We start from the raw sequence: 15,265 nt of genomic DNA, 5'->3' as shown, positions 1-15,265 counted from the left end.
TGAGAATGTATGCTGTTAGCCCGGCATTGCCGGGCCCAGCTTTAGTCTTCTTCCTTGACCGGTGCGGGTGGCGGACGCAGGCCGATTTCCGCCGTCAGCTTGAGTTCCTTGCCATTGCGCATCACCAGGATGGCGACTTTTTCCATCGGCTTGATGCGCGCCACCTGGTTCATCGAGCGACGGCCGTCGCCGGCCGGCTCGCCGTCGATGCTGAGGATCACGTCACCCAGTTGCATGCCGGCTTTCTGTGCCGGGCCATCGCGGAAGATCCCCGCCACCACGATCCCGGGACGTCCGGCCAGGCCGAAAGACTCCGCCAGTTCCTGAGTCAGCGGTTGCACTTCGATTCCCAGCCAGCCACGGATGACCTGGCCGTGTTCGATGATCGATTTCATCACTTCCATGGCCAGCTTGATCGGAATGGCGAAGCCGATGCCCTGGGAGCCGCCGGACTTGGAGAAGATCGCGGTGTTGATCCCGGTCAGGTTGCCATTGGCGTCCACCAGGGCGCCGCCGGAGTTGCCCGGGTTAATCGCGGCGTCGGTCTGGATGAAATCTTCGTAGTTGTTCAGGCCCAGCTGGTTGCGTCCGGTGGCGCTGATGATGCCCATGGTCACGGTCTGGCCGACCCCGAACGGGTTGCCGATGGCCAGGGCGACGTCGCCGACGCGGACGTTTTCCGAGCGGCCGACGGTGATCGAAGGCAGGTTCTTCAGGTCGATCTTGAGCACCGCCAGATCGGTTTCCGGATCGCTGCCGATGACCCGGGCCAGGGTTTCCCGCCCATCCTTGAGCGCCACCACGATCTGTTCGGCGCCGGAGGTCACGTGGTTGTTGGTCAGCAGGTAACCTTCGGGGCTCATGATCACCCCGGAACCCAGGCTCGACTCCATGCGCTGCTGCTTGGGCAGGTTGTCGCCGAAGAAGCGGCGGAACTGCGGGTCTTCAAACAGTGGGTGGGCCGGTTTGTTGATGACCTTGGTGGTGTACAGGTTGACCACCGCAGGCGCGGCAATCAGCACCGCATCGGCATAGGACACCGGTCCCTGCCGGGTGCTGGTGGTTTGAGGCGCTTGTTGCAGGTTGACGTCCAGGCTGGGCAGGCCGACCCACTGGGGGTAGCGCTGAATAATCAGCAACGCGATGAGCACGCCGGCCAGAAGCGGCCAGCCAAAAAAACGCAGAGCCTTGAGCATTGAGCAAGTCCTGGGTGGTTACGAAGGGCTGCGCACGGCCCATAATGTCGCGCATTATACGAGGCCGCGCGCGCCTCTGAACGGGATATTTAGGAGTCTTTTATGGCCGTTGCCCTGAGCACATTGGTGGAAGAAGCGGACCGTTATCTGGGCAGTTCACGCATTGCCGACTACTGCCCCAATGGCCTGCAGGTCGAAGGGCGCCCGCAGGTGATGCGTATCGTCAGTGGCGTGACCGCCAGCCAGGCCTTGCTGGACGCCGCCGTGGAGGCCAAGGCCGATCTGGTGCTGGTGCATCACGGCTACTTCTGGAAAGGCGAGAACCCCTGCATCACCGGCATGAAGCAGCGTAGGTTGAAAACCCTGCTCAAGCACGACATCAGCCTGTTGGCCTATCACCTGCCCCTGGACCTGCACCCCGAGGTGGGCAACAACGTGCAGTTGGCCCGGCAGTTGGATATCACCGTGGAAGGCCCATTGGACCCGGAGAACCCCAAGGTCGTCGGTCTGGTCGGTTCCCTGGGCGAACCCATGACGGCGCGGGACTTTGCCCGGCGGGTGCAGGAAGCGATGGGCCGTGAACCGCTGCTGATCGAAGGCAGCGAAATGATCCGCCGGGTCGGCTGGTGCACCGGGGGTGGCCAGGGCTACATCGATCAGGCGGTGCAGGCCGGCGTCGACCTGTACCTGAGCGGCGAGGCCTCGGAGCAGACCTTCCACAGTGCCCGGGAAAACGACATCAGCTTCATCGCCGCCGGCCACCACGCCACCGAGCGTTACGGCGTCCAGGCCCTGGGCGACTATCTGGCCCGGCGCTTTGCCCTGGAGCACCTGTTCATCGACTGCCCCAACCCGATCTAACCCCTGCATGGGCCGCCCGGGCAGGCGATTTAGCTGCCTAACCGGGCGGCATATTCATATATCGTTTCGTTCTAGTTGGCTCCCTGATTAGAAGCAGGTCGCTGTGCTAGCATGCCCCGCTCGAACACGGCCCGATGGCCGTCCATAAGAAAGCTTTCGTGAGTAGCCATGGTCGACAAACTGACGCATCTGAAACAGCTGGAGGCGGAAAGCATCCACATCATCCGCGAGGTGGCCGCCGAGTTCGACAACCCGGTGATGCTGTACTCCATCGGTAAAGACTCCGCCGTGATGTTGCATCTGGCCCGCAAGGCGTTCTTCCCCGGCAAGCTGCCGTTCCCGGTGATGCACGTCGATACCCAGTGGAAATTCCAGGAAATGTACAAGTTCCGCGACCGCATGGTCGAAGAACTGGGCCTGGACCTGATCACCCACGTCAACCCGGATGGCGTGGCCCAGGGCATCAACCCGTTCACCCACGGCAGTGCCAAGCACACCGACATCATGAAGACCGAGGGCCTCAAGCAGGCCCTGGACAAACACGGTTTCGACGCCGCGTTCGGCGGTGCCCGCCGCGATGAAGAGAAGTCCCGCGCCAAGGAGCGCGTCTACTCGTTCCGCGACAGCAAGCACCGCTGGGACCCGAAGAACCAGCGTCCCGAGCTGTGGAACGTCTACAACGGCAAGGTCAACAAGGGCGAGTCGATCCGCGTGTTCCCGCTGTCCAACTGGACCGAGCTGGACATCTGGCAGTACATCTACCTGGAAGGCATCCCGATCGTGCCGCTGTACTTCGCCGCCGAGCGTGAAGTGATCGAGAAGAACGGCACCCTGATCATGATCGATGACGAGCGCATCCTCGAGCATCTGTCCGATGAAGAGAAAGCCCGCATCGTCAAGAAGAAAGTGCGTTTCCGTACCCTTGGCTGCTACCCGTTGACGGGCGCGGTGGAGTCCGAGGCCGAGAGCCTGACGGACATCATCCAGGAAATGCTCCTGACGCGAACTTCCGAGCGCCAGGGCCGGGTCATCGACCACGATGGCGCCGGCTCGATGGAAGACAAGAAACGTCAAGGTTATTTCTAAGGGGCTGTCATGTCGCATCAATCTGATTTGATCAGCGAGGACATCCTCGCGTACCTGGGCCAGCACGAACGCAAAGAGCTGCTGCGCTTTCTCACCTGCGGCAACGTCGACGACGGCAAGAGCACCCTGATCGGGCGCCTGCTGCACGACTCGAAGATGATCTACGAAGACCATCTGGAAGCCATCACCCGGGATTCGAAGAAGGTCGGCACCACCGGTGACGACATCGACCTGGCGTTGCTGGTCGATGGCCTGCAGGCCGAGCGCGAGCAGGGCATCACCATCGATGTCGCCTATCGCTATTTCTCCACCGCCAAACGCAAGTTCATCATCGCCGACACCCCAGGCCATGAGCAGTACACCCGTAACATGGCCACCGGTGCTTCCACCTGTGACCTGGCGATCATCCTGGTGGATGCCCGCTACGGTGTGCAGACCCAGACCCGTCGTCACAGCTTCATCGCCTCGCTGCTGGGCATCAAGCACATCGTCGTCGCCATCAACAAGATGGACCTCAAGAACTTCGATGAAGGCGTGTTCGAGTCGATCAAGGCCGACTACCTGAAGTTTGCCCAGGGCCTGAAGTTGCAGCCCACCAGCCTGCACTTCGTGCCGATGTCGGCGCTCAAGGGCGACAACGTGGTGAACAAGAGCGAGCGTTCGCCCTGGTACACCGGGCAGTCGCTGATGGAAATCCTCGAAACCGTGGAAGTGGCCGGTGACCGCAACTTCACCGACCTGCGTTTCCCGGTGCAATACGTCAACCGTCCGAACCTGAACTTCCGTGGTTTTGCCGGCACCCTGGCCAGCGGCATCGTGCACAAGGGTGACGAAGTCGTGGTGCTGCCGTCGGGCAAGAGCAGCCGGGTCAAGTCCATCGTCACCTTCGAGGGCGAGCTGGAGCAGGCCGGTCCTGGCCAGGCCGTGACCCTGACCATGGAAGACGAGATCGACATCTCCCGCGGCGACCTGCTGGTGCATGCCGACAACGTGCCGCCGGTCACCGACAGCTTCGAAGCCATGCTGGTGTGGATGGCCGAAGAGCCGATGCTGCCGGGCAAGAAATACGACATCAAGCGTGCGACCAGCTACGTGCCGGGCTCGATCGCCAGCATCAACCACAAGGTGGATGTGAACACCCTGGAAGAGGGCGCGGCCAGCGCGCTGCAACTGAACGAGATCGGCAAGGTCAAGATCAGCCTCGATGCACCGATCGCCCTGGATGGCTACGAAAGCAACCGCACCACCGGCGCTTTCATCGTCATCGACCGCTTGACCAACGGCACCGTCGGCGCCGGCATGATCATCGCCCAGCCGGTGGCCCATGGCAGCGCCACCCACCATGGCAAGCTGGCTCATGTGGCCACCGAAGAGCGTGCCCAGCGCTTCGGCCAGCAACCGGCCACCGTGCTGTTCAGCGGCCTGTCGGGCGCCGGCAAGAGCACCCTGGCCTACGCCGTGGAGCGCAAGCTGTTCGATATGGGCCGTGCGGTGTACGTGCTCGATGGCCAGAACCTGCGGCACGACCTGAACAAGGGCCTGCCCCAGGACCGTGCCGGGCGGACCGAGAACTGGCGCCGTGCGGCCCACGTCGCCCGTCAGTTCAACGAAGCCGGCCTGCTGACCCTGGCCGCGTTCGTGGCACCGAGTGCCGAAGGGCGCGAGCAGGCCAAGGACCTGATCGGCAAGGAGCGTCTGCTGACGGTGTATGTCCAGGCATCGCCTGCGGTGTGCGCCGAGCGTGATCCGCAAGGCCTGTACGCGGCGGGTGGGGATAACATCCCGGGCGAATCCTTCCCTTACGACGTGCCGCTCAATGCCGATCTGGTGATCGACACCCAGGCGCTGTCGGTGGAAGAGAGCGTCAAGCAGGTGCTGGACCTGCTGCGCAGCCGCGGCGCGATCTAAGCCGTAGCCAAAAGCCCGCAGTCGAGTGATCGGCTGCGGGCTTTTTTGTGCGCTTGAATTAGCCTTCCCCGGCCAGGACGGTACAGCTCCGTAGGAGCTGGCTTGCCAGCGAAGAGGCCCTCAGGATTTTGCCGGATACTCTCGATGCAGCACTTCCAGCAGCGCATCCTTGGCCAGCCACTGCTGGTTGATCCAGCCCTGGAATTCCTGGCGATAGGCCGTGTCCTGTTCGTAGTTCTTGCCAATGAACTGCGGCGGAATCCGTACCTCTTCAAAGCGCACCACCACATCCTTGACCCTGCCGCACAACAGGTCCCAGAAACCGGGCCGGCCAGCGGGGTAGTGCAGGGTCACATCGATGATCGATTGCAGTTGCTCGCCCATGGCGTCCAACACAAAGGCGATACCACCGGCCTTGGGCTTGAGCAGGTAGCGAAACGGTGATTGCTGCTGGGTGTGCTTGGCGTCGGTAAAGCGCGTGCCTTCGACGAAGTTGAAGATGCCCACCGGGTTGTTGCGAAACTTCGCGCAGGTCTTGCGGGTGGTTTCCAGGTCCTTGCCTTTCTTCTCCGGATGCTTTTCCAGGTAGGCCTTGGAGTAGCGCTTCATGAACGGGAAGCCCAGAGCCCACCAGGCGAGGCCAATCACCGGCACCCAGATCAACTCCTGCTTGAGGAAGAACTTCAACGGGCGAATGCGCCGGTTGAACACGTACTGCAGGACCATGATGTCGACCCAGCTCTGGTGGTTGCTGGTGACCAGGTAGGAGTGCTGGTAATCCAGGCCTTGCAGGTCCTGCACATGCCAGCGGGTGCGGCACACCAGCTGCATCCAGGCCTTGTTGTTGCTGATCCAGGCTTCGTGGGTGTGGTTCATCAGCCAGTGAGTCAAGCGCTGGGTGAGGGCGAAGGGCAGGGCCTTGCAGATCGCCACGCAGAACAGGAACGAGCACAGCAGGAGGGTGTTCAGCGCCAGCAGGATCGAGGCAATGATCCCGCGCACGACGGCAGGTAGAAATTCCAGCATTTAGACATCCATGGGTCGGTTGGCGGCTTGAATCGCGGTCAGGGCGATGGTGTAGACGATGTCGTCCACCTGGGCGCCCCGGGGCAGGTCGTTCACGGGTTTGCGCAGGCCTTGCAGCATCGGGCCCAGGCTCACGCAATCGGCGCTGCGCTGCACGGCCTTGTGGGTGGTGTTGCCGGTGTTCAGGTCGGGGAACACGAACACCGTGGCCTTGCCTGCCACCTGGCTGTTGGGCGCCAGTTGTCGGGCGACGTTCTCGTTGGCCGCGGCGTCGTATTGCAGCGGGCCGTCGATCAGCAGTGAGCGCTGGGCTTCGTGGGCCAGCAGGGTCGCCTCGCGGACTTTCTCCACTTCTTCGCCGCTGGCCGAATCGCCGCTGGAGTAGCTGATCATTGCCACCCGTGGAGTGATGCCGAAGGCCGCCGCCGAATCGGCGCTCTGCAAGGCGATTTCCGCCAGCTCGCTGGCGCTGGGGTGCGGGTTCATCACGCAGTCGCCGTAGACCAGCACCTGCTCGGGGAACAGCATGAAGAACACCGAAGACACCAGGGTGCACCCCGGGGCGGTCTTGATCAGTTGCAGGGCCGGACGGATGGTGTTGGCGGTGGAGTGGATCACCCCGGATACCAGGCCGTCCACTTCATCCAGGGCCAGCATCACGGTGCCGATCACCACCGGGTCTTCCAGTTGCTGCTCGGCCATGGGCGCGTTGAGGCTCTTGCTCTTGCGCAGGGCAACCATGGGCTCCACGTAGCGCTCGCGGATCAGGTCCGGGTCGAGAATCTCCAGGCCTTCGGGCAACTCGATGCCCTGGGCCCGGGCCACCGCATGAACTTCCTCCGGCTTGGCCAGCAGCACACAACGGGCAATGCCACGGGCCTGGCAGATGGCGGCGGCCTGTACGGTCAGCGGCTCGCTGCCTTCGGGCAGGACGATGCGTTTGTTGGCCTGCTGGGCTCGCTGGATCAACTGGTAGCGGAACACGGCCGGCGACAGGCGCATTTCCCGCGGGGTGCCGCAGCGCTGGTGCAGCCAGTTGGCGTCCAGGTGGCTGGCGACGAAGTCGGTGATGATTTCCGCGCGCTCGCGGTCATCGATGGGGATTTCCTTGTTCAGGCCATTGAGCTGGTTGGCGGTGTCGTAGGACCCGGTGCTGACCGACAGCACCGGCAGGCCGGCGTTCAGGGCGCCACGGCACAGCTCCATGATCCGTGGGTCGGGCAGGGTGTCGCTGGTCAGCAGCAGGCCGGCCAGGGGCACGCCGTTGATCGCCGCCAGGCTCACGGCGAGGATGATGTCGTCGCGGTCCCCTGGCGTCACCACCAGCACGCCGGGCTTGAGCAGCTCCACGGTGTTGCGCATGGTGCGGGCGCAAATGATGATCTTGGTCATGCGCCGGCTTTCGTAGTCGCCGGCGTTGAGCACCTGGGCTCCCATCAGCTCTGCTACGTCGCGGGTGCGTGTGGCGTTGAGTTCCGGCTGGAAGGGAATGCACCCCAGCAGGCGGAAGTCGCCGCTGCGCAGCAACGGTGAATGCTCCTTCAAGCGTGCGGAGAAGGCCTCCATGCTTTCATCGGTGCGCACCTTGTTGAGGATCACACCCAGCACTTTCGGGTCCCGCGGGCCGCCGAACAACTGTGCCTGCAGCTCGACCCGGCCGGACAGTTCGGTGAGCACTTCGTTTTCCGGGGCGGACACCAGGATCACCTCGGCATCCAGGCTTTTCGCCAGGTGCAGGTTGACCCGGGCGGCGTAGCTGGCGCTGCGGGTCGGCACCATGCCTTCGACGATCAGCACGTCCTTGCCGATGGCGGCTTGCTGGTAGAGGGTGATGATTTCCTCCAGCAGCTCATCCAGCTGACCGTCGCCGAGCATCCGTTCGACATGGGCCAGGCCCAGGGGTTGTGGCGGTTTCAGACCGTGGGTGCGGGCCACCAGCTCGGTGGAGCGCTCGGGACCGGTATCGCCCGGATGAGGCTGGGCAATGGGTTTGAAAAAGCCGACCTTGAGGCCGGCCCGTTCCAGGGTACGCACCAGCCCGAGGCTGATGGAGGTCAGACCCACACCAAAATCGGTGGGCGCGATAAAAAAAGTTTGCATGCGAATTCTCGGAAGGTGCATGGCAAGGGCGACGGTCTAAGGCCGTCTGCCGAATCGTCAGGCGCTAAGGTTATCGCTTCCCGGGGTCTGAGCACACCAGCCACAGTCAAAGGGCTGGCCTATTTTTTCTGCCCGCCGCTGTGTGTCTAGGACCCAGGCCCGGGATTGCCAGGGGGGCTGGTGGCGCAGGTGCTGGGTATGGCCGCAGGACAGCTCCACCACCCAGTGGCCGTCTTCATCCTGATGAAATCCACGAATTGTCGGCCGGCTTTTCCCGTTCCGTTGGTCCGGGTTCCGTTCGCTTTCGAGCGATTGCTTCGCTAAACTTCGACGCTCTTCATTCTTATGCAAAAGGTCCCGCCCCATGCTGATCGCCGCCAATAAGGCTGTCTCCATCGACTATACCCTCACCAATGACGCTGGTGAGGTCATCGACAGCTCTGCCGGCGGCGCCCCGCTGGTTTACCTGCAAGGCGCAGGTAACATCATTCCTGGTCTGGAAAAGGCTCTGGAAGGCAAGCAAGTCGGTGACGAGCTGAACGTTTCCGTAGAACCTGAAGATGCCTACGGCGAATACGCTGCCGAACTGGTCAGCACCCTGAGCCGCAGCATGTTCGAAGGTGTCGACGAGCTGGAAGTGGGCATGCAGTTCCACGCATCCGCTCCGGACGGCCAGATGCAGATCGTGACCATCCGTGACCTGGACGGCGACGACGTGACCGTCGACGGCAACCACCCGCTGGCCGGTCAGCGCCTGAACTTCCAGGTCAAGATCGTTGCCATCCGTGATGCCAGCCAGGAAGAAATCGCTCATGGCCACGTCCATGGCGAAGGTGGCCATCACCACTGATTTTCTGCGCTAAGCTCAAGCGTGCTGGAGAGGCGCCCGAGCAGGCTGTGTGAAAACTACTGCGTTTGGCAATACTGCGTTAAAAACAGGCTCGGAATGCTCATTTGGGCTCCTAAACTCCGCTTCCTCGCCTGTTTTTGCCTTGTCTTGCCTGCACTCGCGACGTTTTCACACAGCCTGCGAGGGCGCCTTTTTAGTCCGCGGCTTTTGGCTGTACTGTCGAGAGGCTGTTTTCTGTAAGAACACAGGAATTTGGAGTTCGTCATGAGTGCTTTTCACGACCTTAAATTGAAAGCCCTGGATGGTCAGGAGCTGCCGCTCGCGCCCTTCAAGGGGCAAGTCGTGCTGGTGGTCAACGTCGCCTCCAAATGTGGTCTGACACCACAATATGCGGCGTTGGAAAATCTCTACCAGCAATACAAGGGCCAGGGGTTCAGCGTACTGGGCCTGCCCTGCAATCAGTTCGCCGGGCAGGAGCCGGGCACCGAGCAGCAGATCCAGGAGTTTTGCAGCCTCAACTACGGGGTGACCTTTCCCCTGAGCAGCAAGCTCGAGGTCAACGGTCCCGAGCGGCATCAGCTGTACCGTTTGCTGGCGGGCGAGGGGGCCGAGTTTCCGGGGGACATCACCTGGAACTTCGAAAAATTCCTCCTGGGCAAGGATGGCCGGGTTCTGGCGCGCTTCTCGCCACGCACCGCGCCGGATGATCCCACCGTGGTCCAGGCTATCGAGAAGGCCTTGAGCTGAGGCGGCCAGCCGGGTGCACCCGCCCGGCCCATTGTTATTGCCTGCCTCGCGCCGCTCTCATGCGGCGTTTTTGCATCTAAATCACTTAAATCAATAATGCTGTGCAGGGCTTTGGGGGATGAATATTATCCCCATCATAAGTGCGCCGGGGCCGGTACCCGGCGCAGTCTTGTGCGTCGAATATCGACTCAAGCCTTTTTGTCGGAGTGCAGCATGCCTGTTCAAGCCTTGTTCAAACCCTTTCAACTCGGCGCGCTGGAGCTGCCGACCCGCGTGGTGATGGCGCCCATGACCCGCTCGTTTTCCCCGGGTGGGGTGCCCAACGCCAAGGTCATCGAGTATTACCGGCGCCGTGCCGCCGCCGGCGTGGGCCTGATCATCACCGAGGGCACCACGGTCGGACACAAGGCCGCCAACGGTTACCCCAACGTGCCGCAGTTTTATGGCGAAGCGGCCCTGGCCGGCTGGAAGAAGGTGGTGGACGCGGTTCATGCCGAGGGCGGCAAGATCGTCCCGCAGCTGTGGCATGTGGGCAATGTGCGGCGCCTGGGCACCGAGCCGGATGCCAGCGTGCCCGGCTACGGCCCCAGTGAGAAGCTCAAGGATGGCAAGGTGGTGGTGCATGGCATGACCCACGAGGACATCCGGGAGGTGATCGCCGCTTTCGCCCAGGCCGCCAAGGATGCCCAGAGCATCGGCATGGATGGCGTGGAAATCCACGGCGCCCACGGTTATCTGGTGGACCAGTTCTTCTGGGAAGGCAGCAACCAGCGCACCGATGAATATGGCGGCGACCTGGCCCAGCGTTCGCGTTTCGCCATCGAGCTGATCCAGGCCGTGCGTGCCGCCGTCGGCCCGGACTTCCCGATCATCCTGCGCTTTTCCCAATGGAAGCAGCAGGACTACAGCGCTCGCCTGGTACAGACTCCGCAAGCCCTGGGCGCATTCCTCAAGCCGCTGGCGGATGCCGGTGTGGATATCTTCCACTGCTCGACCCGGCGCTTCTGGGAGCCGGAGTTCGAAGGTTCGGACCTGAACCTGGCCGGCTGGACCCGCAAGCTCACCGGCAAGCCGACCATCACCGTGGGCAGCGTCGGCCTGGACGGCGAGTTCCTGCAGTTCATGGTCAACACCGACAAGGTGGCGCAGCCGGCCAGCCTGGAAAACCTGCTGCAGCGCCTGAACAACGACGAGTTCGATCTGGTGGCCGTGGGCCGGGCCCTGCTGGTGGATCCGGATTGGGCGCAGAAAGTCCGTGAAGGCCGTGAGCAGGACATTCTGCCGTTCAGCCGCGAAGCCCTGATGACCCTGGTCTAACGTCCGGCTCCGGGCGGCGAGGGGGGCAGCCCTCTCACCGCCTGGAGTGTCTTGACCGTACCTGGCGTTTTTTGCAGCGCCGCTTCGATCATTGCCTCGTAGTCTCCGGCTGGAGCCGGCTGGCAGGCATTGCGCAACTGATCTTCAAACTGTTCGATCACGGCGGGCCACCCTTGGCGGCTGGCGTGTTGCCGGGCATTGAGACGTACCCGGCGCAGGGTTTCGGCTTCCTCCAGCAGCCAGCCGGCAGCCTCACAGAACGCGCCTTCATCCCCGGGCATGGCCAGCACGCCGTTGTAGCCATGGCGGATATGCTGGGCTGCCGCGGCCTGATCGTAAGCCACCACCGCCAAGCCGGACGCCAGGGCTTCCAGCACCACATTGCCGAAGGTTTCGGTCAGGCTGGGAAACAGGAACACATCCCCCGAGGCGTAATGGGCCGCCAGTGCCTCGCCGCGCTGGCTGCCGCAGAACAGGGCTTCGGGCAGGTTTTTTTCCAGGGCGGCACGTTGTGGGCCGTCACCCACCACGATCAACTTCATCCGACGCTGTGGATAACTGGCCTTGAGCTGTTCGAAGCAGCGCTTGAGCAGCCCGAGATTCTTCTCCGGCGCCAGGCGCCCGACATGGATCACCGCCAGGTCGTCGTTGCCCAGGCCCCAATGGCTGCGCAACTCATTGAGCCGCTTGGCCGGATGGAACAACTGGCTGTCGACGCCTCGGGACAGCAGGGCCAGGCGTTCGAAGTGGCGGCGCTCCAGCTCCAGGCGCTGGCTGACACTGGGCACCAGGGTCAGCTTCGAGCGGTTGTGGAACCAGCGCAGGTAGTGGGTCAGCAGGCGAGTCAGCAAACCCAGGCCGTATTGGCTGGAGTACTGCTGGAAGTTGGTATGGAAACCGCTGACCACCGAGATCCCCAGGCGCTGGGCGGCCCGCAGTGCAGACAGTCCCAGGGGACCTTCGGTGGCAATGTAGAGCACGTCCGGGCGCTGGCGTTTCCAGCGCCGCAGCAGTTTGTGCATCGACGACTGACCCCATTGCAGCCCCGGATAGCCCGGTAGCGGCCAGCCGCGGCACAGCAGCAGCGCTTCATCGCTGGGCCGACTCTGGTCGCAGCCCTGGCGCGGGCGCACCAGCTCCACCTGATGCCCGCGGGCGCGCAGGCCATCGCACAGGCGGCCAAGGGTATTGGCCACGCCATTGATTTCCGGCGGGAAGGTTTCAGTGATGAGGGTGATATGCAGAGCGGTCGTCATGGCCTCAGTGTCGACTGAGGCCATGTCGCCATTGTGACGTGCGGATGATGGATTTATGACGCCGGCAGCCTATTTGCCCGGCAGGTTCTCCACCCCGCGCTCGCGCACCCAGAACAGCGTCGCTCCGGCCACGGCGGCCGGCATCATCAGGATGTTGACGAAGGGGATCATCAGCGCCAGGTAGACGATGCCGCCAAAGCCCAGGCTCTGCCAGCGCTTCTGCCGCAGCCAGGCGAGCATGTCCTGCCAGCTCATCTTGTGGTTGTCCGCCGGGTAGTCGATGTACTGGATGGCCATCATCCAGATGCCGAACAGCAGCCACAGGGGCGCGGCCACCAGGTTGATCACCGGGATCAGCGAGAGGATGAACAGGCCGATGGCCCGGGGCAGGAAGTAGCCGAGCTTGCGCATTTCCCGGGACAGGGTGCGGGGGATCATGGCGATCAGCTCGCCCCAGCTGAAGGCCGGGAAATCATCGGTGCCGCGGACCACGGTTTCGACCTTTTCCGATAGAAAGCCGTTGAAGGGCGCGGCGATGATGTTGGCCAGCATGGTGAAGGTGAAAAACACCATCAGCGCCACCAGCACCATGAACAGTGGCCAGAGGATGTAGCTGAGAAAGCTCAGCCAGTCCGGCAGGGTCGGCATCAGGCTGTCGATCCACAGGCTGAACTGGTGGCCGGCGAAATAGATCAATCCGACGAACAGTATCAGGTTGATCGCCAGGGGCAGGAGCACGAACAGGCGCAGGCCAGGGCTGAGGACCAGCTTCAGGCCTTCGCGCAGGTATTGCGGTCCGGACAGTACGGGGGCGGGCATAGAGCGCTCCGAGCAGATGGAAAACGCGCCGACCTTACCGGCTTTGCCCAGGGGGCGAAAGTGGTGCGATCAGCTCGACATCAACGGTAACAAAGACCCTTTCAAATGAGTCCGCAGAGGATAGAGACCGCCTATGAGCTGGATTGTTAAACCGTATTTCCTTAATCTTCGCCCCCTCTATACGCTTCACCCATTATTTTTTGGACGGACGAGTCAAAGCCTTCCCCAAGGTATCGCCGTCCTTTTTTATTCCAGCCGGCAATCCGGCGTTCCGTGCCAGGTCACCTGGGCCGGTCGATAGGAGTGAGTCATGTCTGAAGTACGTCATTCGCGTGTGATTATTCTCGGTTCCGGCCCTGCCGGTTACAGCGCCGCCGTCTATGCCGCCCGTGCCAACCTGAAGCCGCTGCTGATCACCGGCATGCAGGCCGGCGGCCAACTGACCACCACCACTGAAGTCGACAACTGGCCTGGCGACGTGCACGGCCTGACCGGCCCTGCGCTGATGGAGCGGATGCGCGAGCACGCCGAACGTTTCGAAACCGAAATCGTCTTCGACCACATCAACGCCGTGGATTTTGCCGCCAAGCCTTACACCCTGACCGGCGACAGCGCGACCTACACCTGCGATGCCCTGATCATCGCCACCGGTGCCAGCGCCCGTTACCTGGGCCTGCCTTCGGAAGAAGCCTTCATGGGCAAGGGCGTTTCCGCTTGCGCCACTTGCGACGGCTTCTTCTATCGCAACAAGCCGGTGGCCGTGGTCGGCGGTGGCAACACTGCGGTTGAAGAGGCCCTGTACCTGGCCAACATCGCCAGCACCGTGACCCTGATCCACCGTCGCGAAACCTTCCGCGCCGAGAAGATCCTGATCGACAAGCTCAACGCCCGTGTGGCCGAAGGCAAGATCATCCTCAAGCTCAATGCCAACCTCGACGAAGTCCTGGGCGACAACATGGGTGTGACCGGTGCGCGCCTGAAGAACAACGACGGCAGCTTCGACGAACTGAAAGTCGACGGCGTGTTCATCGCCATCGGCCACACCCCGAACACCTCGCTGTTCGAAGGCCAACTGACCCTCAAGGACGGTTACCTGGTGGTGCAGGGCGGCCGTGACGGCAACGCTACCGCGACCAGCGTCGAAGGCATCTTTGCCGCCGGTGACGTGGCCGACCACGTGTACCGTCAGGCCATCACCTCGGCCGGCGCCGGCTGCATGGCAGCACTGGACACCGAGCGTTACCTGGACGGCCTGCAGAACGCGGCACACTGATTTCCAGGCAATAAAAAAACCGGCGCAAGCCGGTTTTTTTATGGGGGTTGCACTGTCGGAGCCGGTTTGTCGGTGGCGAGGCTGTCGCCTTCGCTGGCAAGCCGGCTGCTACAGGCTCCGGATCAGCGGCGGGTCAGCGGCTGGGCGGCGAACTTCACCCCGGCCAGGCCGTGGGCGATCAGGGCGCGGATGTTGCCGTGATCAGTGCCTTCGGGAGTGGCCAGTACCGAGCGGTAGTGTTCGCCAAAGGCCAGCAGGGCCTCGTTGTCGCTCAGGCCTTCCAGCAGGGCCAGGCCCAGGGTCTTGCACGAGCCTTCATTCTGTCCGGCAGCGTTTTCCACGCCGCCGTTGTTGAACGCCTGGGGCTGGTAGTGGTAACCGGCGGCGACAAAGGCCAGGGTGTCGGCAAAAGCATGTTCGCCGCTGTTCAGGCTGGCGCGCAGGGTGTTCAGGTCAGTCATGGGGCTTTCCTTTGGCGAACGCCGCTTGCTGCTCGGCGCTGGCTTCTTTCTGGTAGAGATTTTTCCATTCGGCGTAGGGCATGCCGTACACCACTTCACGGGCCTCATCGAGGCTGACCTCGATCTGGCGTTCATCGGCCTCGGCCTTGTACCACTTGGACAGGCAGTTGCGGCAGAACCCGGCCAGGTTCATCAGGTCGATGTTCTGCACGTCCTTGCGGTTGTCCAGGTGGGCCACCAGGCGGCGAAAGGCCGCGGCTTCCAGTTCCAGGCGTTGTTGAGGGGACATAAGACTCACTGCACGTAGAAGGATGGGAACAGCTGCAAGCTACAAGCTGCCGGCGGCCAGTCAAAGCCCAATCGCC

General features: G+C 62.7%; 15 protein-coding genes. 7 read left to right on the top strand and 8 right to left on the bottom strand.

The features are described 5' to 3' along the window. Window positions 1-41: 41 nt before the first annotated feature. Window positions 42-1,196: a Do family serine endopeptidase AlgW gene (gene algW / locus L1O02_RS26225; protein WP_060837558.1), complete on the bottom strand. Its 1,155-nt coding sequence runs from the start codon at window positions 1,194-1,196 to the stop codon at window positions 42-44. A 102-nt stretch (window positions 1,197-1,298) separates the two neighbouring features. Between algW and L1O02_RS26220 the strand changes: the two genes are divergently transcribed. The 3 genes from L1O02_RS26220 (at window position 1,299) to cysN (ending at window position 5,051) form a co-directional block, all read left to right on the top strand. Continuing rightward, on the top strand, window positions 1,299-2,057 hold the full coding sequence (locus L1O02_RS26220; protein ID WP_019093347.1) for a Nif3-like dinuclear metal center hexameric protein: 759 nt from the start codon (window positions 1,299-1,301) through the stop codon (window positions 2,055-2,057). Between the two features lie 168 nt (window positions 2,058-2,225). Beyond that, window positions 2,226-3,143, top strand: a complete 918-nt coding sequence (gene cysD, locus L1O02_RS26215) for a sulfate adenylyltransferase subunit CysD (RefSeq protein WP_011059289.1) — start codon at window positions 2,226-2,228, stop codon at window positions 3,141-3,143. A gap of 9 nt (window positions 3,144-3,152) precedes the next feature. After that, window positions 3,153-5,051, top strand: a complete 1,899-nt coding sequence (gene cysN / locus L1O02_RS26210) for a sulfate adenylyltransferase subunit CysN (RefSeq protein ID WP_060837560.1) — start codon at window positions 3,153-3,155, stop codon at window positions 5,049-5,051. A 120-nt stretch (window positions 5,052-5,171) separates the two neighbouring features. On the opposite strand, the gene L1O02_RS26205 is transcribed toward cysN, so the two are convergent. From L1O02_RS26205 to L1O02_RS26195, 3 genes are read right to left on the bottom strand one after another with little or no spacing between them, the layout of a single operon-like run. Next, complete coding sequence (locus tag L1O02_RS26205; RefSeq protein WP_235758979.1) at window positions 5,172-6,077, bottom strand: acyltransferase; 906 nt, start codon at window positions 6,075-6,077, stop codon at window positions 5,172-5,174. Next, on the bottom strand, window positions 6,078-8,177 hold the full coding sequence (gene pta, locus L1O02_RS26200; protein WP_235758977.1) for a phosphate acetyltransferase: 2,100 nt from the start codon (window positions 8,175-8,177) through the stop codon (window positions 6,078-6,080). A 57-nt stretch (window positions 8,178-8,234) separates the two neighbouring features. Beyond that, the gene (locus L1O02_RS26195; RefSeq protein ID WP_235758975.1) at window positions 8,235-8,573 is read right to left on the bottom strand and encodes a DUF3565 domain-containing protein; all 339 of its coding nucleotides are present in this window, start codon (window positions 8,571-8,573) and stop codon (window positions 8,235-8,237) included. Here L1O02_RS26195 and L1O02_RS26190 point away from each other — a divergent pair. From L1O02_RS26190 to L1O02_RS26180, 3 genes are all read left to right on the top strand, one after another. After that, window positions 8,542-9,027, top strand: a complete 486-nt coding sequence (locus L1O02_RS26190) for a peptidylprolyl isomerase (RefSeq protein ID WP_016964800.1) — start codon at window positions 8,542-8,544, stop codon at window positions 9,025-9,027. The genes L1O02_RS26195 and L1O02_RS26190 overlap by 32 nt on opposite strands. A 264-nt stretch (window positions 9,028-9,291) precedes the next feature. Beyond that, window positions 9,292-9,774 (top strand): glutathione peroxidase, encoded by a 483-nt coding sequence (locus tag L1O02_RS26185; RefSeq protein WP_016964799.1) that lies wholly within the window; start codon window positions 9,292-9,294, stop codon window positions 9,772-9,774. Between the two features lie 213 nt (window positions 9,775-9,987). Continuing rightward, window positions 9,988-11,091, top strand: a complete 1,104-nt coding sequence (locus L1O02_RS26180) for an NADH:flavin oxidoreductase (RefSeq protein ID WP_108544267.1) — start codon at window positions 9,988-9,990, stop codon at window positions 11,089-11,091. On the opposite strand, the gene L1O02_RS26175 is transcribed toward L1O02_RS26180, so the two are convergent. Next, window positions 11,088-12,371 (bottom strand): glycosyltransferase family 1 protein, encoded by a 1,284-nt coding sequence (locus L1O02_RS26175; protein ID WP_060842500.1) that lies wholly within the window; start codon window positions 12,369-12,371, stop codon window positions 11,088-11,090. The two genes, L1O02_RS26180 and L1O02_RS26175, sit on opposite strands and share 4 nt — an antisense overlap. A gap of 45 nt (window positions 12,372-12,416) precedes the next feature. After that, on the bottom strand, window positions 12,417-13,166 hold the full coding sequence (gene cysZ / locus L1O02_RS26170) for a sulfate transporter CysZ (RefSeq protein ID WP_060842501.1): 750 nt from the start codon (window positions 13,164-13,166) through the stop codon (window positions 12,417-12,419). Window positions 13,167-13,476: 310 nt separating this feature from the next. Between cysZ and trxB the strand changes: the two genes are divergently transcribed. After that, window positions 13,477-14,439, top strand: a complete 963-nt coding sequence (gene trxB, locus L1O02_RS26165; RefSeq protein ID WP_060837566.1) for a thioredoxin-disulfide reductase — start codon at window positions 13,477-13,479, stop codon at window positions 14,437-14,439. Between the two features lie 122 nt (window positions 14,440-14,561). Here trxB and L1O02_RS26160 read toward each other — a convergent pair whose 3' ends face one another. Beyond that, a complete protein-coding gene (locus L1O02_RS26160) occupies window positions 14,562-14,900 on the bottom strand; it encodes a HopJ type III effector protein (RefSeq protein ID WP_060837567.1) in 339 nt (112 codons plus the stop codon). Then, window positions 14,893-15,189, bottom strand: coding sequence for a DUF1244 domain-containing protein (locus L1O02_RS26155; protein ID WP_060837568.1), 297 nt, complete (start codon window positions 15,187-15,189; stop codon window positions 14,893-14,895). The genes L1O02_RS26160 and L1O02_RS26155 overlap by 8 nt, the downstream gene beginning before the upstream one ends. Between the last annotated feature and the right edge of the window lie 76 nt (window positions 15,190-15,265).

The sequence above is a fragment of the Pseudomonas sp. BC42 genome, from assembly GCF_021560055.1.
Taxonomy (GTDB): Bacteria; Pseudomonadota; Gammaproteobacteria; order Pseudomonadales; family Pseudomonadaceae; genus Aquipseudomonas.
Note: the sequence above shows the minus strand (reverse complement) of the source record. Positions and strands in the feature narration are given on the sequence as shown.